The organism is Serratia sp. MYb239 (assembly GCF_002966855.1).
GTDB lineage: Bacteria > Pseudomonadota > Gammaproteobacteria > Enterobacterales > Enterobacteriaceae > Serratia_B > Serratia_B rhizosphaerae.
This window is the reverse complement of record NZ_CP023268.1, coordinates 849,677-871,078: the sequence shown is the minus strand read 5'-3', so window position 1 is coordinate 871,078 and position 21,402 is coordinate 849,677. Positions and strand designations below refer to the sequence as shown.

General features: G+C 55.1%; 30 protein-coding genes. 24 read left to right on the top strand and 6 right to left on the bottom strand.

What is annotated here, in order from left to right; genetic code table 11:
* Positions 1-80 precede the first annotated feature (80 nt).
* On the top strand, positions 81-1,424 hold the full coding sequence (locus CLM71_RS04095) for an anaerobic C4-dicarboxylate transporter (protein ID WP_105229873.1): 1,344 nt from the start codon (positions 81-83) through the stop codon (positions 1,422-1,424).
* Between the two features lie 28 nt (positions 1,425-1,452).
* Here the strand turns inward: CLM71_RS04095 and CLM71_RS04090 are convergent, their stop codons facing one another.
* On the bottom strand, positions 1,453-2,088 hold the full coding sequence (locus CLM71_RS04090) for a phage repressor protein CI (RefSeq protein WP_234008614.1): 636 nt from the start codon (positions 2,086-2,088) through the stop codon (positions 1,453-1,455).
* Positions 2,089-2,549: 461 nt separating this feature from the next.
* On the opposite strand from CLM71_RS04090, the gene CLM71_RS04085 reads away from it, so the two are divergent.
* From CLM71_RS04085 to CLM71_RS03980, 22 genes are all read left to right on the top strand, one after another.
* Entirely contained in the window at positions 2,550-2,744 is a 195-nt protein-coding gene (locus CLM71_RS04085) for a hypothetical protein (RefSeq protein WP_105229872.1), read from the top strand.
* Between the two features lie 207 nt (positions 2,745-2,951).
* The gene (locus tag CLM71_RS04080; RefSeq protein WP_105229871.1) at positions 2,952-3,155 is read left to right on the top strand and encodes a tail protein X; all 204 of its coding nucleotides are present in this window, start codon (positions 2,952-2,954) and stop codon (positions 3,153-3,155) included.
* A gap of 3 nt (positions 3,156-3,158) precedes the next feature.
* On the top strand, positions 3,159-3,377 hold the full coding sequence (locus CLM71_RS04075) for an HP1 family phage holin (protein ID WP_105229870.1): 219 nt from the start codon (positions 3,159-3,161) through the stop codon (positions 3,375-3,377).
* Entirely contained in the window at positions 3,361-3,873 is a 513-nt protein-coding gene (locus CLM71_RS04070; RefSeq protein WP_105229869.1) for a lysozyme, read from the top strand. The genes CLM71_RS04075 and CLM71_RS04070 overlap by 17 nt, the downstream gene beginning before the upstream one ends.
* Entirely contained in the window at positions 3,870-4,283 is a 414-nt protein-coding gene (gene lysB, locus CLM71_RS04065) for an Rz-like lysis system protein LysB (protein ID WP_105229868.1), read from the top strand. The genes CLM71_RS04070 and lysB overlap by 4 nt, the downstream gene beginning before the upstream one ends.
* Positions 4,186-4,419 (top strand): Rz1-like lysis system protein LysC, encoded by a 234-nt coding sequence (gene lysC, locus CLM71_RS24195; RefSeq protein ID WP_105229867.1) that lies wholly within the window; start codon positions 4,186-4,188, stop codon positions 4,417-4,419. Before lysB ends, lysC begins: the two co-directional genes overlap by 98 nt.
* Complete coding sequence (locus CLM71_RS04055; protein ID WP_105229866.1) at positions 4,394-4,858, top strand: phage tail protein; 465 nt, start codon at positions 4,394-4,396, stop codon at positions 4,856-4,858. Before lysC ends, CLM71_RS04055 begins: the two co-directional genes overlap by 26 nt.
* Positions 4,859-4,946: 88 nt before the next feature.
* A complete protein-coding gene (locus CLM71_RS04050) occupies positions 4,947-5,582 on the top strand; it encodes a phage baseplate assembly protein V (RefSeq protein WP_105229865.1) in 636 nt (211 codons plus the stop codon).
* Positions 5,579-5,929 (top strand): GPW/gp25 family protein, encoded by a 351-nt coding sequence (locus tag CLM71_RS04045; protein ID WP_105229864.1) that lies wholly within the window; start codon positions 5,579-5,581, stop codon positions 5,927-5,929. The genes CLM71_RS04050 and CLM71_RS04045 overlap by 4 nt, the downstream gene beginning before the upstream one ends.
* A gap of 4 nt (positions 5,930-5,933) precedes the next feature.
* The gene (locus tag CLM71_RS04040) at positions 5,934-6,842 is read left to right on the top strand and encodes a baseplate assembly protein (protein ID WP_105229863.1); all 909 of its coding nucleotides are present in this window, start codon (positions 5,934-5,936) and stop codon (positions 6,840-6,842) included.
* A gap of 163 nt (positions 6,843-7,005) precedes the next feature.
* Positions 7,006-8,175: a phage tail sheath protein gene (locus tag CLM71_RS04035; protein ID WP_105229862.1), complete on the top strand. Its 1,170-nt coding sequence runs from the start codon at positions 7,006-7,008 to the stop codon at positions 8,173-8,175.
* Positions 8,176-8,188: 13 nt separating this feature from the next.
* The gene (locus CLM71_RS04030; protein WP_015671015.1) at positions 8,189-8,698 is read left to right on the top strand and encodes a phage major tail tube protein; all 510 of its coding nucleotides are present in this window, start codon (positions 8,189-8,191) and stop codon (positions 8,696-8,698) included.
* Positions 8,699-8,767: 69 nt separating this feature from the next.
* Entirely contained in the window at positions 8,768-9,055 is a 288-nt protein-coding gene (locus tag CLM71_RS04025) for a phage tail assembly protein (protein ID WP_105229861.1), read from the top strand.
* Positions 9,056-9,075: 20 nt separating this feature from the next.
* Positions 9,076-9,210: a GpE family phage tail protein gene (locus tag CLM71_RS04020; protein ID WP_105229860.1), complete on the top strand. Its 135-nt coding sequence runs from the start codon at positions 9,076-9,078 to the stop codon at positions 9,208-9,210.
* The gene (locus CLM71_RS04015; protein ID WP_105229859.1) at positions 9,203-11,257 is read left to right on the top strand and encodes a phage tail tape measure protein; all 2,055 of its coding nucleotides are present in this window, start codon (positions 9,203-9,205) and stop codon (positions 11,255-11,257) included. The genes CLM71_RS04020 and CLM71_RS04015 overlap by 8 nt, the downstream gene beginning before the upstream one ends.
* 12 nt (positions 11,258-11,269) lie before the next feature.
* Entirely contained in the window at positions 11,270-11,752 is a 483-nt protein-coding gene (locus CLM71_RS04010; protein ID WP_105229858.1) for a phage tail protein, read from the top strand.
* Entirely contained in the window at positions 11,749-12,900 is a 1,152-nt protein-coding gene (locus CLM71_RS04005; RefSeq protein WP_105229857.1) for a contractile injection system protein, VgrG/Pvc8 family, read from the top strand. Before CLM71_RS04010 ends, CLM71_RS04005 begins: the two co-directional genes overlap by 4 nt.
* A gap of 76 nt (positions 12,901-12,976) precedes the next feature.
* Complete coding sequence (locus CLM71_RS04000; protein ID WP_105229856.1) at positions 12,977-13,210, top strand: ogr/Delta-like zinc finger family protein; 234 nt, start codon at positions 12,977-12,979, stop codon at positions 13,208-13,210.
* A gap of 3 nt (positions 13,211-13,213) precedes the next feature.
* The gene (locus tag CLM71_RS03995; protein WP_105229855.1) at positions 13,214-13,780 is read left to right on the top strand and encodes a phage tail protein I; all 567 of its coding nucleotides are present in this window, start codon (positions 13,214-13,216) and stop codon (positions 13,778-13,780) included.
* Positions 13,781-13,791: 11 nt separating this feature from the next.
* The gene (locus tag CLM71_RS03990; protein WP_105229854.1) at positions 13,792-15,537 is read left to right on the top strand and encodes a phage tail protein; all 1,746 of its coding nucleotides are present in this window, start codon (positions 13,792-13,794) and stop codon (positions 15,535-15,537) included.
* A 1-nt stretch (position 15,538) separates the two neighbouring features.
* Positions 15,539-15,961, top strand: coding sequence for a tail fiber assembly protein (locus CLM71_RS03985; RefSeq protein WP_105229853.1), 423 nt, complete (start codon positions 15,539-15,541; stop codon positions 15,959-15,961).
* A gap of 379 nt (positions 15,962-16,340) precedes the next feature.
* On the top strand, positions 16,341-16,712 hold the full coding sequence (locus CLM71_RS03980; protein WP_234008613.1) for a hypothetical protein: 372 nt from the start codon (positions 16,341-16,343) through the stop codon (positions 16,710-16,712).
* 83 nt (positions 16,713-16,795) lie between these two features.
* Here the strand turns inward: CLM71_RS03980 and rplS are convergent, their stop codons facing one another.
* The 5 genes from rplS to ffh all read right to left on the bottom strand — a co-directional run bounded on the left by rplS (position 16,796) and on the right by ffh (position 20,408).
* Positions 16,796-17,152 (bottom strand): 50S ribosomal protein L19, encoded by a 357-nt coding sequence (rplS, locus tag CLM71_RS03975; protein ID WP_004932484.1) that lies wholly within the window; start codon positions 17,150-17,152, stop codon positions 16,796-16,798.
* 43 nt (positions 17,153-17,195) lie between these two features.
* Positions 17,196-17,963 (bottom strand): tRNA (guanosine(37)-N1)-methyltransferase TrmD, encoded by a 768-nt coding sequence (gene trmD / locus CLM71_RS03970; RefSeq protein WP_105229852.1) that lies wholly within the window; start codon positions 17,961-17,963, stop codon positions 17,196-17,198.
* A 52-nt stretch (positions 17,964-18,015) separates the two neighbouring features.
* The gene (gene rimM / locus CLM71_RS03965; protein ID WP_105229851.1) at positions 18,016-18,564 is read right to left on the bottom strand and encodes a ribosome maturation factor RimM; all 549 of its coding nucleotides are present in this window, start codon (positions 18,562-18,564) and stop codon (positions 18,016-18,018) included.
* An 18-nt stretch (positions 18,565-18,582) separates the two neighbouring features.
* Positions 18,583-18,831, bottom strand: coding sequence for a 30S ribosomal protein S16 (gene rpsP, locus CLM71_RS03960; protein ID WP_004712517.1), 249 nt, complete (start codon positions 18,829-18,831; stop codon positions 18,583-18,585).
* Between the two features lie 215 nt (positions 18,832-19,046).
* Positions 19,047-20,408: a signal recognition particle protein gene (gene ffh, locus CLM71_RS03950; protein WP_105229849.1), complete on the bottom strand. Its 1,362-nt coding sequence runs from the start codon at positions 20,406-20,408 to the stop codon at positions 19,047-19,049.
* Positions 20,409-20,575: 167 nt separating this feature from the next.
* Here ffh and CLM71_RS03945 point away from each other — a divergent pair, with 167 nt between their 5' ends.
* A complete protein-coding gene (locus CLM71_RS03945) occupies positions 20,576-21,367 on the top strand; it encodes an inner membrane protein YpjD (RefSeq protein WP_105229848.1) in 792 nt (263 codons plus the stop codon).
* The last annotated feature ends 35 nt before the right edge of the window (positions 21,368-21,402 follow it).

Below are 21,402 nucleotides of genomic sequence, written 5' to 3'. Positions count from 1 at the left end.
TCCGGTTAGCTTGCGGTCAACGCTAACGTCGGCGGCAAAGGTAATAAGCCGGGCCTCTCTTTTTCAGCGAAGGAACCCGCATGATAACTCTGGAATTCGGCATCATCATTGCTTGTTTATTGGTCGGCACGCGCTATGGCGGTATGGGGCTGGGATTAATCAGCGGTGTCGGTATCTTTGTGCTGTGCTTTGTCTTTGGGCTGCAGCCGGGCAAGCCGCCTATTGATGTGATGCTGACCATTCTGGCGGTAATCGGCTGTGCCTCGGTACTGCAAACCGCCGGAGGACTGAACGTATTGATGCAATATGCCGAACGTCTTCTGCGCCGGCACCCTCAGCATATTACGCTGCTCGCGCCGTTCACCACCTGGATGCTGACATTTCTGTGCGGTACCGGCCACGTGGTATACACCATGTTCCCGATCATCGGCGATATCGCGCTGAAAAAAGGCATCCGCCCGGAACGCCCGATGGCCGTGGCCTCGGTCGCCTCACAAATGGCCATCACCGCCTCGCCGGTTTCCGTCGCCGTCGTGTCTCTGGTATCGATTATCGCCGCCGGGCACGGCATCGGCCGCGCCTACTCCTTGGTGGAAATCCTGGCGGTTTCCATTCCCTCGTCTTTGGTTGGCGTGCTGATCGCGGCGCTCTGGAGCCTGCGCCGCGGTAAAGATCTGGAGCACGACGCCGATTTTCAGGCGCGTATCAGCGATCCTGAGCAGCGCGCCTATATTTACGGCGCCGGCGAAACCCTGCTGGATCAGCGTTTTGCCAAATCTGCCTATGCGTCAACCCTGATCTTTTTTGCCGCAATCGCCGTCGTGGTCTTGCTCGGCGCCTTCTCTGAACTGCGTCCGGCCTTCGCCGTCAAAGGCGTGATGAAGCCGCTGTCGATGAACCTGGTGATTCAAATGATGATGCTGATTGCCGGCGCCGTCATGCTGATCGGCTGTAAGGTAAAGCCGGGTGATATCGCCAACGGCGCGGTATTCAAAGCGGGTATGGTCGCCATTTTCTCGGTATTCGGCGTCGCCTGGATGAGCGACACCTTCTTCCAGGCGCATATGGGAGATTTAAAACTGCTGCTTGAAGACGTGGTTAAAAGCCAGCCCTGGACTTACGCCATTGTGCTGTTTCTGGTATCGAAACTGGTTAACAGCCAGGCCGCCGCGCTGACCGCCGTTGCGCCAATGGCGCTGCAGCTGGGCGTCGAACCGAAAATGCTGCTGGCTTTTTTCCCGGCGGCCTATGGTTACTTCGTATTGCCGACCTACCCCAGCGATCTGGCCTGTATCGGCTTCGACCGCTCAGGAACGACGCGCATCGGGAAATTTATCATCAACCACAGTTTTATCCTGCCGGGGCTGATTGGCGTTTCATTCGCCTGCGTAACCGGCTACCTGCTGGTTACGACCCTGCTGTAAGAGGATGCTGCGGCCCGACACGGGCCGTTTACGCCTGCGGCGTCAAGGTCAGCCACACCATACCCAGCGCTTTTACGGCATCGGTACTGCACTGAAAATCTGTCCCGTTGCCGCTGACCTGCAGCTGATTGCCCGGCAAACGGGCAATATCATATACGTCCAGGTTGCCGTCGATATCGAGCAGCCAGCGTCCGTTGGCAATGTTCGTTACCGACAAATCCACCAGCCAGGCTACACGCCCACCGTCCACGTATGCGGGCTGCTCGGCCGTTGATGGAATCAACGTTTGATCGGCCAGCCATTCACCGCCATCTTTCAGCTGGCCGGCAATCAGTCGATACAGCGGTACAGCACATGCCGGCGGTACCATATCCTGCGGATCGGACGCGCGCATTTCCCCCTGCCCGGTAGCCAGCCACTGCAGAGAAACGCCGGTATCCAGCGCGCAGGTCACCACAATATCCCCCGGGAAGTAATTACGGCGCACCCAGGTGCTCATGGTGCCGGATGAAATACCCAGTAAATCCCCCAGCTCCTTCTGCAAGCTGAAACCATAGGCATCCAGAATCCTACGTAGCACGCCCTTGCCGCCGGACGCCAGTACGCGCTCATACAACGCCTTACCATGCGCCGCAGCCCGCCCATTCACAGTATCTTCAGCCATATTTTCCCCGGTCATCATTAAAACTTGCAGAAGCAAGCCGCACTTTTCGACTTAACGCACATAGGATTCGTTATTAACGCCAGGCTCGCCTGCTATTTAACCTATGGTTAAATGATGCAATATAGTCGCCGAAAATACAAATGCCGATACCTGCCACAAACATTGTTCAGCACTGAAAAATCACGTAATTCATCTACTTCACAATGATAATTAAGGGAAAAATACAAAACTTGAATTTGCGAGAAAAATAAAAAACTTATGACATTTCCCCCTTCCCAGACGCACAAGGCATAGCAGCAAACAACGCCGCCCTCTACGGGCCGAGCCGACGTTATCCTGCCAGGCTTGTCCGTTTGTGCCGCTCGGCCATACCAATAAATGGCGTCGAGAACCATTGACCCATTTAGCGTTTTGCTTAATACTGTATAAATACACAGTATATTTAAGCGAGGGCAAACACGGTGGAAATTACGGATAAACAACAACTAACACTGTCACGCATCCAGTTCATCGCCGATGTATCACAGGCAGCCCAGTGCAGTCCGTCCGAATACCTGATCGCACTGTCACTGATTTCCGATCTGGCCGCTCAGGAACTCCCCGAGCACGACTACCAAGCCGTCTACTATCCGGCAGACCAGCAACACTCCCGCTAGCACCGCCCCCCGCTTCTTAATACCGATTTTTACCCGCCATCCGGCGGGTATTTTTTTATCCGCCTTCCGGGGATTTATCCCGATCCGTTGTGCCACAACGACCACAACCCTATTGCATTGTGGCGGCAGGCCGTCATCAGGAAACTACTGCTAACCGGGCGCACTCCCCGCGTCCTCAACCAACAACCGCATCGCAGGATGGTAATGATGAAAATTTATGCACAACAAGGCGACACCATTGACGCGATGTGCTGGCGCTATTACGGCAGCACAGAAAACGTGGTGGAACAGGTTTATCGCGCCAATCGCGGGCTGGCGGCATACGGAGCGCTGCTGCCGCACGGCTGCCCGGTAGAAATGCCCGAACTCAACGCCGCCGCCAGGCGGGAAACGGTGAAACTGTGGGACTAAACGATGGAAAAATTCACCTCAACACTTTCCTACCTTATCGCCGCCTGCCTGGCCTGGTTCGGCCGTCACTCGACGGAAGACATCGCCATGATGGTCGGCGCTGCGGTAGGCGTAGGCACCTTTGCGGTGAACTGGTACTACCGCCATAAGAGCTACCAGTTACTGAAATCGCTCAGAAAGAAAATTCTCAAACGGGGGAAATACGATGAACCCACTCCTTAAACGCTGCAGCGCCGTCGCCATTTTGGCGCTGGCCGCTACTCTGCCGCAGTTTGGCCAACTGCATACCTCCGAACGGGGACTGCGCCTGATCGCCGACTTCGAAGGTTGCCAACTGTCCCCCTACCAGTGCAGCGCCAACGTCTGGACCAACGGCATCGGCCATACCGCGGGCGTGAAACCCAATACGGCAATCACCGAGCGTCAGGCGGCAGCCAACCTGCTGGACGACGTACGCAATGTGGAAAAAGGCATCGCGCGCTGTATGAGTGTGGATATGCCGCAGCCGGTTTACGACGCGGTCAGCGCTTTTGCCTTTAACGTCGGCGTCGGCGCCGCCTGCCGCTCTACGTTGGCCGGTTTCATTAAACAACGTCGCTGGCAACAAGCCTGCGATCAACTGCCGCGCTGGGTATACGTCAACGGCGTAAAGAGCAAAGGACTGGAGCGTCGTCGTCAGGCCGAGCGTGCGCTGTGTTTGCAGGGGGTGTCGCCATGAATCGCTGGCTGCTCAGCCTTGGCGCGCTGCTATTGACCCTGCTCGCGGCGTCGCAGTGGCAGAACCAGCGTCTGCAACAAACGCTGGCGCATCAACAGCAACGCCTTGGCGAGGCGCAGGCCACGCTAACGACACGCGACGCCCAGATCAACCAACTGAAACAACAGCGCCAACGGCGTGAACGCGCTGAACTGGCGCTGCGTCAGGCGCTGAGCAGCGCGCAGGATTTAACGCTGCAGCGAGAAAAACGATTACAGGAGTTACTCAATGAAAACAAGAAACTGCGCGACTGGTATCGCACTGGGTTGCCTGATGATGTTATCCGGCTGCAGCAGCGCCCCGCCTTCGCCAGGCCCGGAGATTACCTACGCTGGCTGTCCGAAAGTCAGCAGTTGCCCCATTCCCGGTAATCACCTCGCCACCAACGGCGATCTCAGCGCCGACATCCGCCAGCTTGAGCATGCGCTCATACAGTGCGCATTACAGATAGAAGCGATTAAACAGTGTCAGGAGGAACACGATGTTAAAACCCGACCAGCTGCGTGACGCCTTATTCAAGGCGTTACCGGACCTACAGGCCCAGCCGGAAAAACTGACGATGAAACTGACGGACGGCCGCGTCGTCGCCACGCCAGGCCCATCGTTGTCATTTGAATACCGCTACTCGTTGAAGTTAACGCTGGCCGATCGCGCGGCCGACTGCGAGCTGGTGATGGTCACCCTATTGGCATGGTTGCGCAGCCACCAGCCGGATCTGCTGGCTAACGTGGAAAAACGCAACGGCGATTTTACTTTTGCCCTGCACGACGAAGCGCACGGCCAGCTCGACATTCAGTTGCAGCTCACCGAACGGATCTTGGTAGAACAGCGTGAGGAGACGTTGCATATCACGCCGCTGCCGGAACCGCCGGAGCCGCAAGACGTTTTGCGTTTTACCGACGTCTACCTGCATGGGGAGTTGATCAGCCACTGGCAACGCTCTTAACCCCGGGCAGGCGGCGGGTTTTGTTGTGCTGTCAGCCGTCAAACCCCGCCGCGTTGCCGCCCTTTTCTCTTACCGGCATGGTAACCACATGAACACATATAACCCTGATATTCAGCGCCTGGTGCGCAACCTAATCCGCATTGGCACCGTCAGCGACATCGATCTCGAACGCGGACGCTGCCGCGTGAGGACCGGCGGCAATCATACCGACTGGCTGTGTTGGATGACCAGCCGTGCCGGCAGCGCCCGCAGCTGGTGGGCGCCGAGCCTTGGCGAACAGGTGCTGGTGCTGTCGCTGGGCGGTGAGTTGGATACCGCTTTCGTGCTGCCCGGCATTTTTTCCAACGCCTTCCCGCCGCCGTCGCATTCGGCCGAGGCGCTGCATATTACCTTTGCCGACGGCGCAGTCATTGAGTACGAGCCAGCGCAAGGCGCTTTGAAAGCCAGCGGCATGAAAAGCGCCACGCTGGAGGCGACGGAGACGGCGACGGTCAGCGCCGCCAATATCGTCTGCCGCGCCAGCAGCAAAATCACCCTGGATGCCCCGGAAGTGGAGTGCACCCAGCACCTGGTTACCGGTTCACTCGCCGTCCGTCAGGGCGGTTCAATGACCGGTGATGTCACCCACTCCGGCGGCAGCATCACGTCTAACGGCATTGTGGTGCATACCCACACCCACGGCGGCGTACAAAACGGCGGAGGCCAAACGGATAAACCCTTATGAACAACGCAAAATATATTGGCATGGGCCGCAACTCCGGCCGCGCCATTAACGATATCGAACATATTCGCCAGTCGGTGAGCGACATTCTGGTCACCCCGATAGGTTCACGCGTGATGCGTCGCCAGTACGGATCGCTGCTTTCCGCACTGCTGGATCAACCGCAAAACGATGCGCTGCGCCTGCAAATCATGGCCGCCTGTTACAGCGCCCTGCTGCAGTGGGAACCAAGGATCCGTCTGACCGAGATCGCGGTCAACACCACCTTCGACGGAAAAATGGTGGTCGACCTGACCGGCAGTCGTACCGACACCCCGGATAATTTTTCCCTTTCAGTTTCAGTGAGCTAACGCTATGCCTACGATTGATTTGAGTTTATTGCCCGCCCCGACGGTGGTGGAACCGTTAAATTACGAAAGTTTACTGGCCGAACGTAAGGCCAGGCTGATCGCCCTTTACCCCGAAGATCAACGCGACGCCATTGCCCGCACCCTGGCGCTGGAATCGGAACCGCTGGTCAAACTGCTGCAGGAAAACGCCTACCGCGAGATGATTTTGCGCCAACGCGTAAATGAAGCGGCACAGGCGGTAATGCTCGGCTACGCCACCGGCAGCGATCTAGATCAGATCGGCGCCAATTTCCAGGTTGAGCGCTTAGTGGTGCAAAAACCCTATAACAGCGTCGTGCCGCCGGTGCCGGCGATTATGGAGTCCGACAGCGATTTCCGCGTTCGCATCCAGCAGGCATTTGAAGGATTGAGCGTGGCGGGATCCAGCGGATCCTATGAATATCACGGCCGCTCGGCGGACGGGCGCATCGCCGACGTTTCCGCCACCAGCCCCAGCCCGGCAACCGTCGTTATCGCCGTGTTGTCCCGTGAAGGCGACGGCACCGCCAGCGACGATCTGCTGGCCGTTGTCGAACGCGCGCTGAACGACGAAGACGTGCGACCGGTCGCCGACCGCGTGACGGTGCGCTCCGCCGATATTGTCAGTTACGCCATCGACGCGACGCTATACCTGTATCCCGGCCCGGAAGCCGAGCCGATTCGTCAGGCGGCCGAAGCCAAACTCAAAAAATACATCAGCGCCCAGCACCGTCTGGGACGCGATATCCGCCTGTCGGCCATTTACGCCGCCCTGCATGCCGAAGGGGTACAGCGCGTCGAGCTGGCCAGCCCGAAAAACGACATCGTGCTGGACAAAACTCAGGCTTCTTACTGCAACAGCTACGTACTGAAAATCGGGGGGTCGGATGAATAATTACTTTTTCCACCTCTATACCACCTACTGACACGCCCCTTTGGGGCGTTTTTTTATCTTATTTTTCCTGATGTTGTGTCAGATTTAGTACATACCCAATGACGTGCACGCCCGCCTTGAGAAGCGCATCCTACTCCTACCAACCAACAAACGGAGTAATACTATGGGTGACTATCACCACGGCGTACGTGTCCTTGAAATCAATGAAGGCACTCGCGTAATTTCTACCGTCTCAACGGCGGTCATCGGCATGGTTTGTACCGCAGAAGATGCCGATGCCAGCGTTTTCCCACTTAACCAACCGGTGCTGATCACCGACGTACTGGCCGCCAGCGGCAAAGCCGGTAAAAAAGGCACGCTGTCCGCCGCGCTGCTGGCTATCGCCGAACAGGCCAAACCGGTCACCGTGGTCGTACGCGTCGCCGAAGGTCAGGACGAAGCGGAAACCACCACCAATATCATCGGCGGTGCCGATGAGAGCGGCAAATACACCGGCATGAAAGCCCTGTTGGCAGCACAGGCCGAACTGGGCGTAAAACCACGTATTCTCGGCGTACCCGGCCTCGATAACCTGCAGGTAGCAACGGCGCTGGCAACCATTTGCCAGCAGCTGCGCGCCTTCGGCTACATCAGCGCTTACGGCTGCAAAACCGTTACGGAAGCCATTGCCTACCGTAAAAACTTCAGCCAGCGTGAACTGATGCTGATTTGGCCTGACTTCGTCAGTTGGAACACCGCCACCAACAGCAGCGATATTGCCTACGCTACCGCCCGTGCGCTCGGCCTGCGCGCCAAAATCGACCAGGAGACCGGCTGGCATAAGTCGCTGTCCAACGTCGGCGTTAACGGCGTCAGCGGTATTTCCGCCAGCGTATTCTGGGATCTGCAAACTGCCGGCACCGATGCCGATCTGTTGAATGAAGCCTGCGTAACCACGCTGATCCGCAAAGATGGCTTCAAATTCTGGGGTTCGCGCACCTGTGCCGACGATCCGCTGTTCCAGTTTGAAAACTACACCCGCACCGCGCAGGTTCTGGCGGACACCATGGCCGAAGCGCATCTGTGGGCGGTGGATCGCCCCCTGACGCCAACGCTGATCCGCGACATGATCGACGGCATCAAAGCCAAATTCCGCGAACTGAAATCCGCCGGTCTGATTATCGACGGCGACTGCTGGTACGACGAAAGCGCCAACGATCAGGAAACCCTGAAAGCCGGCAAGCTGTTTATCGATTATGACTACACCCCGGTGCCGCCGCTGGAAGACCTCACCCTGCGTCAACGCATTACCGACCGCTACCTGGCGAACTTCGCCGCGTCCATAAACGGCTAAGGAGAACAACAAAATGGCATTACCAAAGAAATTGAAATACCTGAACCTGTTTAACGACGGCTTCAACTATATGGGCGTGGTTTCCTCGCTGACCCTGCCAAAACTGACCCGCAAGCTGGAGAAATACCGCGGCGGCGGCATGAACGGCGCGGCATCGGTCGACTTTGGCCTGGACGACGATGCGCTGGTGGTCGAATGGACTATGGGCGGTATCGATGAACTGGTGCTGAAGCAATGGGGTCAGGTCGATGCAGTTCCGCTGCGTTTCACCGGTTCTTTCCAACGCGATGACAGCGGCGACGTTTCCGCGCTGGAAGTGGTGATGCGCGGCCGCCACAAAGAGATCGACAGCGGCGATTTCAAGCAAGGTGAAGACACTGAAACCAAGGTTTCGACCGACTGCACCTACTTCAAGCTGAGCATCGACGGCAAAGAACTGATTGAGATCGATACCGTCAACATGATCGAGAAAGTGGACGGCGTCGACCTGCTGGCCGCACACCGCAAGGCCATCGGCCTGTAATCGTTATACCCACGGCCAGCCGTACGCTGGCCGCTTTACCCCACAGCAAACACAGTTAAGGAAAAAACAATGGAAATGATCACCTCTCAGGATACCAGCGTCGTACTCGATACCCCAATCAAACGCGGCGACAGCGAAATTAGCGAAGTCATGGTCACCAAGCCCAACGCCGGCAGCCTGCGCGGCATCGGCCTGGCTGCGCTGGCCAATGCCGACGTGGATGCGCTGATCACCATTTTACCGCGCGTCACCTATCCGAACCTGACCAAAGAAGAGTGCGCCCGTCTGGAACTGCCGGATCTGATCGCGCTGGCAGGCATGGTGATCGGTTTTTTAGCGCCGAAGTCGGCGGAGTAAGCATCGACCCGGCGCTGACCGTGGACGATCTGATGGCGGATATCGCAGTGATTTTTCACTGGCCGCCATCAGAGATGAACGGTATGGGGCTGGGGGAGTTGATCGACTGGCGTCGCCGAGCCCTTCAACGTAGTGGAGCAGAGACCAATGAGTAATCAACAGGCAGTCAACGATAGCACCATCAAGACCGCCAATCGTAATGTGATCCTGTCGACCAAACAGGTCCACTATGCGCAACGACAGCTCGCACAGCTGAAAAAGTTGGCGGCACTGAAGCGCCAGACTGACGATATTCAGCAACAGTTAAATAACAACCGGGCGGTGCGTACGTCGCTGCCCGCCGCGATTTCCTCTATCGAGGATATTCAAACCGTCCAACAATTAAACTTCGACGACGTGCTCCAACGGGCACACCGTAAACTGCTCGCCTTCCAAAAGGGGCAGTTAAGTAAAAAGCTCGAAAAAAAAGGTTTCAACACCGCACGGCTGGACGAGGCGCAGCAACAGCAAAGCCAGCATCTGAATAATGCGCAAGCGTCTCTGGGCGCCAACAAAGCCGAACAAAGCCGCCTGCGCCAGCAACATCGTGCGCAACTTATTGCCAATCACGACCGTCGTCAGGGCCGTATTGATGCGCTGGGCAAATTTACCGAACCTGCCGCCGCAATCAGCAATCAGCTGTTTGCCGGCGGTAAGCAGTTGTTCACGCCCGGCGCGCAATTCGAGCAGCAGCTTTCCGCTCTGCAGGCACGGTTGGGATTAAAGCAAAACGATCCTCACTTGCTGGCGCTACAGCAGCAGGCCAGCCAACGACAAAACGGCGCGAATACGCCAGCCGATATACAGCAGGCACAGGCGGTGCTGGCAAACAGCGGTTATGACGCCGAAGCGGTGCTGGCCGCCACGCCGGCCGCGTTGAATTTGGCCAGGGCGAGCGGCAGCAGCATTAAAGATGCGGTAAAAGCACTCACCGGCGTGCAACAGGCCTTTAAGCTGCCCGTCGATCAGGCCAACAACATCGCCGATGTCATGGCCAAAGCCAGCAACAGCTATGCACTTCCCCTGACGGATCTTAACAAACAGCTGTTATCGGCGGCGCCCGACGCGCTCCGCCGAGGGACAGGCCTGGAGCAAACGGCGGCGCAGCTGGCTCCGGCCGACAAACAGCTGGGCAACGTCGCGGGCGCCGCTCAGGCCATCGTGACGGTACGTGGCGACAATCTGGACGGCGATATCCAAAAGCTGTTCGCCAGTTGGGACCGCATTCGTATCAACCTTTTTGACGGACAGAACACCGCGCTGCGGGCACTGACGCAAACGGCGACCAAGTGGCTGGATACGCTACAGCAGTGGGTTACCAATAATCCGGATCTGACCGCAACGCTGATAACCGTAGCCGGCGCCGTATCCGTGCTGCTAGGCGGCCTGGGTTCCATCGGCACCTTTATTGTTCCGGCCCTCGGCGCCATCAATATGCTGATGAGCGGCGCCGCACTGCTCGGCGGTATTTTCACCGGTGTCGGCAGCGCCATCGCCGCCGCATTCGCCGCGCTTGGCCTCCCAATTATCGCTGTCATCGCCGCCGTCGTCGCGGGCGCAGCGGTAATTTATAAATATTGGCAGCCGATTTCTGCATTTATCGGCGGCATTATCGACGGCGTTCTTGAGGCGCTGGCGCCGTTTAAAACCCTCTTCGAGCCTATCGGTCAGGTGTTCAGCTTCGTGGTTGGCAAAATTAAGGAGTTCCTTACTCCGGTAAAAATGACGCAAGAAGGTTTAGATAAAGTTTCAGCGGCGGGAAAAAAGGTAGGAGAAGTCCTGACCATAACGCTAAGGAGCTCAATTTGGGTCTTGCAACAAGTTAGCGGCGCCGTTTCCAAGCTACTGCAAAGTATCGGGATCATTAAAAAAACGCCTGAACAGGAAGCAGCCATCGCGCCACCAACGGCATCAACATCAGAGCCAGAAAATACCAATAGCCAACTCAGTGTATCGAAAAGCTCCCCGTTGACGGCTTATCAACCGGCCCTAACGCCCGGCGCCGCCGTCACGGCCAATCATCGAACGGTGACCAATAACGTGACGATCCATACCACGCCGGGCATGGACCGCGAGGAAATACAGAATATCTATCATCAACTGAATCAGCAGCAGCAGCGGGAACAGGAGCGTGTAGCGCAATCCCAATTCGCCAATATTTAAGGAACCAACACTATGATGCTAACCCTTGGGATCTACGTATTTATGCTGCGTACTCTCCCCTACCAAACCATCAAACGTGACGTCACCTATCAGTGGCCGGAAAACAAACGCGTGGGCCAACGTGCGACCTCGCAGTTTCTCGGCCCCGACGTCGAAACGATCACCCTGGCGGGACAGTTAATGCCGGAACTGACGGGAGGCCGCGTCTCGCTCGCCGCTTTGCAGGCAATGGCGGATCAGGGGCGCGCCTGGCCGCTGATTGAAGGGAGCGGAACGATTTACGGCATGTTTGTGATTCAACGATTAAGTCAGACCGGTACGCAGCTGTTCCCTGATGGCCAGCCAAGACAAATCAATTTTGATATCACGCTGAAACGCGTGGATGAGTCTCTGCACGCCATGTTTGGCGACCTGCGTACGCAGATGGAAGGCGTGTTACACAAAGCCGAAGCGTTGCTGGATAAGGCGCAGCAGGCAGCGGGGATTAATCCATGATAACCGACACCTCTCTGCCAATGGGGGGCAAGATTGCCCCTGATTTTATTATCACGCTGGACGACAAGGATATTACCGCGTCAATCGCATCCCGGCTGATTTCGCTGACGTTGAAAGACGTCAGCGGCTTTGCCGCGGACTCTCTGAGCATCACTTTGGACGATAGCGACGGCCAGCTCATCATGCCCAGACGCGGCGCGCTGTTAACACTTTATATCGGCTGGCAAGGTTCGGCGTTATTTGGACATGGCTCATTCGTCATTGACACCATTACCCACACCGGCGCACCGGACCAGCTGACAATATCGGCTAACAGCGCTGATTTTAGGCGCTCACTTAACCAATTACGCAGCCAGTCTTATTCAGATATCGAGCTGGGAGACATCATTAAACAAATATCGGAGCGCAACCAACTGCGCGCCCCTAATGTAGATGCCGAGATAAGCACAATAACCATTCCGCATATCGATCAGACCAATGAGTCAGACCTGCAGTTCCTGGTGCGGCTGGCGACGCTCAACGGCGCCAAGGTGAGTATTCGCTTCCAGAAAATTTCATTTAGCAAACCGGGAGCGGGCGGCGTCAGCAACGGTCAGCCGCTGCCCGTAAGCGTTCTTACCCGCAATGATGGCGATCGGCATACCTTCAATATTGCGGATAAAAACGCCTATACCGGCGTCAGCGCCGTCTGGCTCAACACCGATGAACCTAACGACGCGAATAAAAAAATTCGTCTCGACCGCCAGTTGCCGGGGGCCCCCAATAATACCTCCGGTTCACCACCAGCAAAACCTGGCGCTCAAACATCGCCAAACAACTATCTACTCGGTGCCGGAGACAACATATTTAATATCCCCAAGGTCTTTCGGGATAAAAATGCTGCGATGCGTGGCGCCGAGGCCGTATTCAAACGAATACAGCAAGGATTGGCCAAGTTCACCATCAACCTGGCTATCGGGCGGCCAGACCTGGTGCCAGACACGCCAATCATCGTCCGCGGCTTCAAATCACAGATTGATAGTCAGCGATGGCTCATCAACGCAATCACTCACAACCTGAGCAGCAGCGGATACACCTGCACCTTGGACTTACAGGTGATGCTTGATGACGTCACGTACCACACAACAGAAACACGATCTCAAATTTGAGTTAATAACTTGCATTTACAAGATTGAGGTGTAATATGAATATTACTGTTTGAATAAACACTAGAGGAATTTAATTATGATGCACTGTCCAGTATGCGGTAACGTCGCTCACACCCGTTCCAGCCGTTACCTGAGCGAATCAACCAAAGAACGCTATCACCAATGTCAAAACATCAACTGCAGCTGTACGTTTGCCACGCATGAGTCGGTTGCGCGCGTCATTGTTAAGCGCGGTGATAACCCACAAGTGCCGGCGGCGGTAGCCACGGGCAAGGCACGCCCAGCGGCGCAGACTGCGGCCAAGAGGTAAACCATGCTGCCGTTTGACTCCGATTTACTGCCGACTCCGGCAACCAACCGGCTGCTGCCGGTTGGTTCAGCACCGCTCGAAGTCGCCGCCGCACAGGCCTGCGCCGAACTGGAACACATATCGGTATCGCTGCGCGATTTATGGAACCCGGCAACCTGCCCAGCCAATTTATTGCCTTATTTGGCCTGGGCCTTTTCCGTCGATCATTGGGATGAAGCATGGCCGGAGGAGACAAAACGCAGCGTCATCGCATCATCCTTTTTTGTCCACCGGCATAAAGGAACGATCGGCGCGATACGCCGCGTGGTTGAACCGCTGGGTTACCTGATTAACGTTGACGAATGGTGGCACGGCGGCGATGACCCACCCGGTACCTTCCGGCTCAATATCGGCGTATTGGAAAGTGGCATCAGCGAAGAGATGTACCTTGAGATGGAGCGCATGATCGCCGATGCCAAACCCGTAAGCCGGCATTTGATTGGCCTGACGATTTCACAAGCCGTGACAGGATATGCCTATACAGGCGCGGCGGCTATTGACGGTGATGTCACCACCGTTTACCCCGGATAGAGATAACCCGTATGACAAAATATAAAGCAATAGTGACCACTGCCGGCGCGGCAAAAATTGCCGCAGCAACGGCCGGCGGGACACAGTTAAAGATTACGCACATGGCCGTCGGCGACGGCAATGGCACACTGCCCGAACCAACGCCAGAACAGACACAGCTGATTAACGAGCAATACCGCGCTGCGTTAAACGCATTGGATATCGCCAATACGTCACAAAACCATATTGTCGCTGAACTGATCATCCCGGCAAACGTCGGCGGTTTCTGGCTGCGCGAGATGGGGCTGTTCGATGAGTCGGGCGAACTGATCGCCGTCGGCAATATGGCCGAAAGCTACAAGCCCAAGCTGGAAGAAGGCAGCGGACGCACGCAAACGCTGCGCATGGTCATGGTTGTCAGCAGCACCGATGCCATCCAGGTTATCGCTGGTGGCGATACCGTGCTGGCAAGCAGGGACTTTGTCGAAAAAGCCATATTGGAGCATGAAGGCTCACGCAATCATCCTGACGCCACCACCACGGTGAAAGGCTTCGTGATGTTGTCAAACGCCATCAACAGCTCTGATGAAAACAAAGCGATAACCCCGGCGGCGCTGAAACAGGTCAATGATGCCGGGTTAAAAAAAACGTCAAACCTCAGCGATGTGCCAAATAAAGAAACTGCCCGGAGTAATCTACAACTGGGTGACGCAGCCACCAAAAACGTCGGTACCGAAATCGGGCAGTTGATGGCCGTAGGTGCTTTCGGCCTGGGTGGAGCAGCAATTAACATCAGCGATGCTAATGCAGCCAGCAAAATCGGCTTTTACAGATTAGCGCCTCGTGCAGCAAACACGCCAAACCCCGCAGCGCCCTGGGAAATGCTGTGCATTAAATACGATTCAGGATCTACCAAACAGCTTTTTTGGCAAGCCGGCGCAAATACTACCCGTACATACATACGTTACCGCACTTCTCCCGCAGGAGTATGGGGACCATTTCAACATTACTACAGCACGGAAAACAAACCGACGTCTGCAGATGTGGGAGCCTGGAGCAAAAATGAAGCAGATGGTCGTTATCTGATGAAGAGCGGCGGTCAGTTAACCGGGACACTAAAAACCAGCGCTGAAATCCAGTCAACAGTGCCTAATAATTACCGCTCAATCGGCGGTGACTATGGGACATTCTGGCGTAACGACGGTAATAGTCTGTATTTGATGCTGACAAATGCCAAAGACCAATATGGTGGATTCAACGATATGCGTCCACTGTACGTTAATATAAAAAACGGTGCGGTGACGATGGGGCACGATGTTTCCATCAATGGCAGGCTGAATGTTGGCCCCGCAATTCATTCCAGCGATGGCAATATTATGGGCAGCCGCTGGGGTAATAAGTGGCTATGGGATGCCATCATTGAACAAGTCAACGGGCGCGTAGACTGGGGCTCTTTTTCTAATCGTACGCATGAAGGCTCCGGATGGTGGCGTGATGAAAACACCGGGGTTTTATTCCAATATGGCCGCACCGTGACTAAAGGCATTAATGAAAATACAAATATTTGGCAAAATTTCAACATTTCATTCTCTCAGTGGGTTGGTCCAATACTATTAACGCCATACTGGCCAGGCAGAGACTCTTGGGGGGATGTCTTCGATTACGCCCCTATACTAGGCAGTAATAATAATCAGGGTTTCAACTGGAACAAGCAAAGTTTTGGCTCCGTTCATTCAGACTGGGACTCAGGTATGACATGGTTTGCAATAGGAAAATAATATGTATATTTTTAGCGCAGCAACGTGTTCCTTTTATCCTTTAGAAATGAAAGATGATTATATTAGCGCAGGATCATGGCCAGATGACGGAGTTAATGTAGAAGACAATATTTTCAAGATATATGCTGGCCAGCCTCCGGAGGGAAAACAACGAGGCGCATCGCCTGACGGTTTACCATGCTGGATTGATATCCCTCCGCTCACAGCGGAACAACTCAGAGCCAAGGCCGCACGGCAACAATCCTCACTGCTGGACACCGCTGGAAAGATTATCGCTCCGTTACAAGACGCTGACGATTTAGGTATTGCAACAGCGGATGAATTGGAGAAACTAAAACGCTGGAAAATATACCGGGTACAGTTGAGTCGTCTCAACCCCGAAGATGCCCAAAACATCCGCTGGCCATTAGCCCCAGAAGCGTAAACAGCAGAGAAATACGTCCGTAACCGAACATCGCTGATAAAGGATCGCGAGGATGCCCTTCTTTCCCCAACGATGCCCAGCGTTTCTATAACGCTGTCGGAAAGCCTGCTCCTGCAGGCTTTTTTACTCCCCCAGCCGAAAAGTAGTAATTGCAAGCCAAACTAAATAATTCACAAAACAATAACTCTAAACATTTCAAATAAACAACCAATCAGTTACCATTATAATACTGTGGGAATAGCTTCATTCTTAACGCTCAGGCTCCCAACAGCCATCGATTAGAGAACACTCAGACAGGGAACATAGTCGCAATATGGCGGAACCGGATCCTCCCGCCCTTATCAATACTTCAATAAACTACACGCACAAAGAGGTTGTCATGCAAGTTAAAAAAACGCTGCTCGCCCTGGGGTTACTGCTGCCTATGGCGGCGATGGCTATGCCGAAAGGCTTTGTCGATCCCACGACCTTCAAAGGCAGCGAGGCGGAAAAACAGTCGGCGATCAACTACATCAAAGCCAGAACGCAAAAAGATATGAAAACCATCGGGGTTGATAGCCCGGCCACATTACGCATGATGGAACAGAGCAATCTGGACGCCTTTAAACAGCTGACGGCGGCTACCGATAAGAAACTGCTGAAAAAAGTCATCGAGACGTATTGCGGTCAGATCGATATGTGCACCTATCAAAACCTGAAGATGATGTACGACCGCGATCTTGAGGCCAGCAAGCAGGACTTAAACTGGTAACCGCTCTATTTTTATTTGACCATAAAAAAAGGGTCTGCCAGCAAGGCAGACCCTTTATTCACTATTAACTTTCGGATGCAGCGTTAGCCGACGCGGTTCAGACGCTCTTTGATACGAGCAGCCTTACCAGTACGCTCACGCAGGTAGTACAGTTTGGCTTTACGAACGGCACCACGACGTTTCACAGTAATGCTGTCGATTACTGGGGAGTGAGTCTGGAATACGCGCTCAACACCTTCGCCGTTGGAAATCTTACGAACAGTGAATGCAGAGTGCAGACCGCGGTTACGGATAGCGATAACCACGCCCTCGAATGCCTGCAGACGTTTTTTGCTACCTTCAACGACCCATACCTTAACTTCCACGGAATCACCCGGACGGAACGCAGGTACGTCTTGCTTCATCTGCTCTTGTTCAAGTTGCTTAATAATGTTGCTCATAATATGTCTCTTACCCTAGGTAAACTGATATATCGGCGTCGTCTTAGACGTTGCCTTCATAGTCCTGTTGCGAAGCCCGGTGTTCCCGTTGGAACTCGGCCAGCAACACCTCTTGCTCGTCAGTCAGAGCTAGGCTTTCTAGAAGTTCAGGTCTTCTAAGCCAGGTTCGGCCCAGCGACTGCTTTAAGCGCCAGCGACGTATCTCGGCATGGTTGCCCGACAGTAAAACCGGCGGCACTTCCATCCCTTCCAACACCTCAGGCCGGGTATAGTGCGGGCAATCCAGCAATCCGTCGGCAAAAGAGTCTTCTTCTGCTGACGCCTGACGTCCCAGCACGCCCGGAATAAATCGGGCGACAGAGTCGATCAGGGTCATTGCCGGCAGTTCCCCGCCGCTGAGAACGTAATCGCCGATTGACCACTCTTCGTCAATTTCGGTTTGGATCACGCGCTCATCGATCCCTTCGTAGCGGCCACACACCAAAATCATCTTTTGATTGGCCGCCAGTTCGCAAACGCCGGTTTGATCCAGCTTGCGCCCCTGAGGTGAAAGATAAATCACCTTTGCACCCTCGCCTGCCGCTGCCTTCGCAGCCGTGATGGCTTCCCGTAAAGGTTGCACCATCATCAGCATTCCCGGGCCGCCGCCGTATGGGCGATCGTCCACGGTACGATGCCGGTCGTAGGTGAAGTCACGCGGACTCCAACACTGGACGCTCAGCAGGCCATTCTTTACTGCCCGGCCAGTCACTCCGTAATCGGTGATTGCGCGAAACATTTCAGGAAACAGGCTTACAATACCAATAAACACAAGCCAATCTCCGTACCGTTATTCCGCTTGCTTCGACCACATGATCCGGAGGTCAAAAACCAGGATCCCAATCTGCCTCGATCACCTTGGCAGCGAGATCGACTTTCTTGATAACCTGCCCATGAAGGAACGGAATCAACCTTTCCTTCATACCGAATGCATCTTTCAGGTTTGCCCGCACGACCATTACGTCGTTTGATCCGGTTTCCATCATATCGATGACTTTGCCCAGATCGTAGCCGGAGGCGGTGACTACCTGGCAGCCCATCAGGTCTTTCCAGTAGTAATCATCCTCTTCCAACTGCGGAAGCTGATTGGAATCCACGACAATTTCGCAATTGGTCAGCAGATTCGCCTCATCCCGATCGTCAATGCCTTTCACCTTAACGATCAGATCCTGATTGTGACGACGCCAGCTCTCAAGCTCAACGTGCTGCCACTGACCCGCCTTCTGGATAAACCAGGGCTGATAGTCAAAAATGCTTTCGGCGTTTTCGGTGGATGAAAACACTCTGAGCCAACCACGAATGCCGTAACTGGAACCCAGTTTGCCGAGTACAATCGGCTGTTCAGGCACCAGCGGTTTATGTTGCTTGCTCATTGCCACCACCGCGACAGATTAAGCTGCTTTCTTAGCGTCTTTGATCAGCGCAGAAACGCGATCAGAAACGGTTGCACCCAGGCCGACCCAATGTTCGATACGGTCCAGGTCCAGACGCAGTGCTTCAGCCTGACCAGAAGCGATCGGGTTGAAGAAGCCTACGCGCTCGATGAAGCGACCGTCACGAGCGTTGCGGCTGTCGGTCACTACTACTTGATAAAACGGACGCTTTTTAGCGCCGCCACGTGCCAAACGAATTGTTACCATAACATCCTCTTTAGTTAATAAAACAGCCGGGCCCCATTGAGGGACGGGGCCCGGTTGCAATATAAAAAGCCCGAAAATTTTACTCATTTTGGCGCAAAAAGCAATCTAAAGCGTAGATCACCGCTAATTCGTTTTGGCGCCATCACACTTTCGGGCATTTTTTTGCCGCAAGCGGCAATACGGTCAGCGCCGAGATCTCCAGGAGATCGCGACGCTTAGCGGCCCGGGAAGCCCGGCGGCATCATGCCTTTCATGTTGCGCATCATCTTCGCCATGCCGCCCTTTTTCATCTTCTTCATCATGCGCTGCATTTCGTCAAACTGCTTGAGCAGACGGTTAACGTCCTGCACCTGCATGCCGGAACCCATCGCGATGCGGCGCTTGCGCGAGCCTTTGATGATTTCCGGTTTGGCGCGCTCTTTCTGCGTCATCGAGTTGATGATCGCTTCCATACGCACCAACACCTTGTCGTCCATCTGCGATTTGACGTTATCCGGCAGCTGGCCCGCGCCCGGCAGTTTGCTCAGCATGCTGGCCATACCGCCCATATTGCGCATCTGCTTCAGCTGATCCAGGAAGTCGGTCAAATCGAAGCCGTCGCCCTTTTTCAGCTTGCTGGCCAGTTTTTCAGCCTGCTCGCGGTCAACCTTGCTCTCGATATCTTCGATCAGCGACAGCACGTCGCCCATGCCGAGAATGCGCGAGGCAACGCGATCCGGGTGGAACGGCTCCAGCGCTTCGGTTTTCTCGCCGACGCCCAGGAATTTGATCGGTTTGCCGGTGATGTGACGAATGGACAGCGCGGCACCGCCGCGTGCATCGCCGTCAACCTTGGTCAGCACCACGCCGGTCAGCGGCAGCGCTTCATTAAAGGCTTTCGCGGTATTGGCGGCGTCCTGACCGGTCATGGCGTCAACCACAAACAGCGTTTCCACCGGGTTAATCGCCGCGTGCACCTGTTTGATTTCGTCCATCATCGCTTCGTCGACGTGCAAACGGCCGGCGGTATCGACGATCAGCACGTCATAGAACTTCAGCTTCGCCTGCTGCAGCGCGCGGTTGACGATATCAATCGGCTTGTCTTTGGCGTCGGACGGGAAGAAGTCGATGCCGACGTTTTCGGCCAGGGTCTCCAGCTGTTTGATCGCCGCAGGGCGATAAACGTCGGCAGATACCACCAGTACTTTCTTCTTCTGTTTCTCTTTCAGGAATTTGCCGAGCTTACCGACGCTGGTGGTTTTACCGGCGCCCTGCAGGCCCGCCATCAGCACCACCGCCGGCGGCTGTGCCGCCAGGTTCAGTTCGGTGTTCACCTCGCCCATCGCGGCGATCAGCTCGCCCTTGACGATTTTGACGAACTCCTGCCCCGGCGTCAGGCTCTTGTTGACTTCATGACCGACCGCGCTCTCTTTCACGCGATTGATAAAGTCCCGCACCACCGGCAGCGCCACGTCGGCTTCCAGCAATGCCATGCGCACTTCGCGCAGGGTTTCCTTGATATTCTCTTCTGTCAGCCGCCCGCGGCCGCTGATATTGCGCAGTGTGCGCGATAATCGATCGGTTAAATTTTCAAACATCGTCTCAGGCTCAACGTAATGACAGGCCGCCATGGCGACACAATTGCGGCGATTATAACACGAAGCGTTAACGATCTCTGCCTCAGCGTTGGAGATCGGTTGGAGTGCGGCGCGCTCAACGCTATACTGACCGTTCGATTAACCACGCCGATGCCTAAAATAACGCTATGCCAGTATTTTCCATCGTGGCTTTGATAGCCTACCTGCTCAGCCTTGGACTGATCATTCCCAGCTTGTTGCGGCAGAATAGCGCATACCGTCGGCTTGCCATCATTTCCGCCGTGGTGGCGCTGGTCAGCCATGCCATTGCGCTGCAACAGCGGGTATTCGACGTCAGCACCGGGCAAAACCTGAGCCTGCTGAATATTGGATCCATCGTCAGCCTGATCATCTGCACCGTGATGACGATTGTCGCTTCACGCAACCGTGGCTGGTTCCTGCTGCCGATCGTCTACAGCTTCGCCATGATTAATCTGGCCTTCGCCAGCCTGCTGCCCGGAGAGTTTATCACTCACCTGGAGGCCAGCCCCGAACTGATGGTGCATATCGGCCTGGCGCTGTTCGCCTACGCCACGTTGATTATCGCCGTGCTGTACGCACTGCAGCTGGCGTGGCTCGATTATCTGCTGAAGAACAAAAAGCTCAGTTTCAGCGCAGATATGCCGCCGCTGATGAGCATTGAACGTAAAATGTTTCATATCACGCAGATCGGCGTGGTGTTGCTGACGCTGACCCTGTGCACCGGGCTGCTGTATATGGATAATCTGTTCAGCAAAGAGAACGTGCACAAGGCGGTGCTGTCGATCATGGCATGGTTTGTCTATATCGTTCTGCTGTGGGGCCATTACCATGAAGGCTGGCGCGGTCGCCGCGTGGTCTGGTTCAGTTTCGCCGGGGCGTTCTTACTCACGCTGGCCTATTTTGGCAGCCGACTCATTCAGGAAATCATGGTGCGCTGAGCGCGCCATGCCTCATTCACCCATGAGGCAATCTT

Bases quoted from the DNA above. Each gene is read 5' to 3' on its own strand.
- CLM71_RS04040 (WP_105229863.1), top strand. From the start codon at position 5,934: ATGCCTACGATTGATTTGAGTTTATTGCCCGCCCCGACGGTGGTGGAA.
- CLM71_RS04070 (WP_105229869.1), top strand. From the start codon at position 3,361: ATGAACCCACTCCTTAAACGCTGCAGCGCCGTCGCCATTTTGGCGCTG.
- CLM71_RS04075 (WP_105229870.1), top strand. From the start codon at position 3,159: ATGGAAAAATTCACCTCAACACTTTCCTACCTTATCGCCGCCTGCCTG.
- CLM71_RS04055 (WP_105229866.1), top strand. From the start codon at position 4,394: ATGTTAAAACCCGACCAGCTGCGTGACGCCTTATTCAAGGCGTTACCG.
- CLM71_RS03995 (WP_105229855.1), top strand. From the start codon at position 13,214: ATGCTGCCGTTTGACTCCGATTTACTGCCGACTCCGGCAACCAACCGG.
- CLM71_RS04080 (WP_105229871.1), top strand. From the start codon at position 2,952: ATGAAAATTTATGCACAACAAGGCGACACCATTGACGCGATGTGCTGG.
- CLM71_RS04035 (WP_105229862.1), top strand. From the start codon at position 7,006: ATGGGTGACTATCACCACGGCGTACGTGTCCTTGAAATCAATGAAGGC.
- CLM71_RS03945 (WP_105229848.1), top strand. From the start codon at position 20,576: ATGCCAGTATTTTCCATCGTGGCTTTGATAGCCTACCTGCTCAGCCTT.
- ffh (WP_105229849.1), bottom strand. From the start codon at position 20,408: ATGTTTGAAAATTTAACCGATCGATTATCGCGCACACTGCGCAATATC.
- CLM71_RS04025 (WP_105229861.1), top strand. From the start codon at position 8,768: ATGGAAATGATCACCTCTCAGGATACCAGCGTCGTACTCGATACCCCA.
- CLM71_RS04010 (WP_105229858.1), top strand. From the start codon at position 11,270: ATGATGCTAACCCTTGGGATCTACGTATTTATGCTGCGTACTCTCCCC.
- CLM71_RS04050 (WP_105229865.1), top strand. From the start codon at position 4,947: ATGAACACATATAACCCTGATATTCAGCGCCTGGTGCGCAACCTAATC.
- CLM71_RS04045 (WP_105229864.1), top strand. From the start codon at position 5,579: ATGAACAACGCAAAATATATTGGCATGGGCCGCAACTCCGGCCGCGCC.
- lysC (WP_105229867.1), top strand. From the start codon at position 4,186: ATGATGTTATCCGGCTGCAGCAGCGCCCCGCCTTCGCCAGGCCCGGAG.
- CLM71_RS04030 (WP_015671015.1), top strand. From the start codon at position 8,189: ATGGCATTACCAAAGAAATTGAAATACCTGAACCTGTTTAACGACGGC.
- CLM71_RS04000 (WP_105229856.1), top strand. From the start codon at position 12,977: ATGATGCACTGTCCAGTATGCGGTAACGTCGCTCACACCCGTTCCAGC.
- CLM71_RS03990 (WP_105229854.1), top strand. From the start codon at position 13,792: ATGACAAAATATAAAGCAATAGTGACCACTGCCGGCGCGGCAAAAATT.
- CLM71_RS03985 (WP_105229853.1), top strand. From the start codon at position 15,539: ATGTATATTTTTAGCGCAGCAACGTGTTCCTTTTATCCTTTAGAAATG.
- CLM71_RS04005 (WP_105229857.1), top strand. From the start codon at position 11,749: ATGATAACCGACACCTCTCTGCCAATGGGGGGCAAGATTGCCCCTGAT.
- rplS (WP_004932484.1), bottom strand. From the start codon at position 17,152: ATGAGCAACATTATTAAGCAACTTGAACAAGAGCAGATGAAGCAAGAC.
- CLM71_RS03980 (WP_234008613.1), top strand. From the start codon at position 16,341: ATGCAAGTTAAAAAAACGCTGCTCGCCCTGGGGTTACTGCTGCCTATG.
- rimM (WP_105229851.1), bottom strand. From the start codon at position 18,564: ATGAGCAAGCAACATAAACCGCTGGTGCCTGAACAGCCGATTGTACTC.
- lysB (WP_105229868.1), top strand. From the start codon at position 3,870: ATGAATCGCTGGCTGCTCAGCCTTGGCGCGCTGCTATTGACCCTGCTC.
- CLM71_RS04095 (WP_105229873.1), top strand. From the start codon at position 81: ATGATAACTCTGGAATTCGGCATCATCATTGCTTGTTTATTGGTCGGC.
- CLM71_RS04015 (WP_105229859.1), top strand. From the start codon at position 9,203: ATGAGTAATCAACAGGCAGTCAACGATAGCACCATCAAGACCGCCAAT.
- rpsP (WP_004712517.1), bottom strand. From the start codon at position 18,831: ATGGTAACAATTCGTTTGGCACGTGGCGGCGCTAAAAAGCGTCCGTTT.
- CLM71_RS04090 (WP_234008614.1), bottom strand. From the start codon at position 2,088: ATGGCTGAAGATACTGTGAATGGGCGGGCTGCGGCGCATGGTAAGGCG.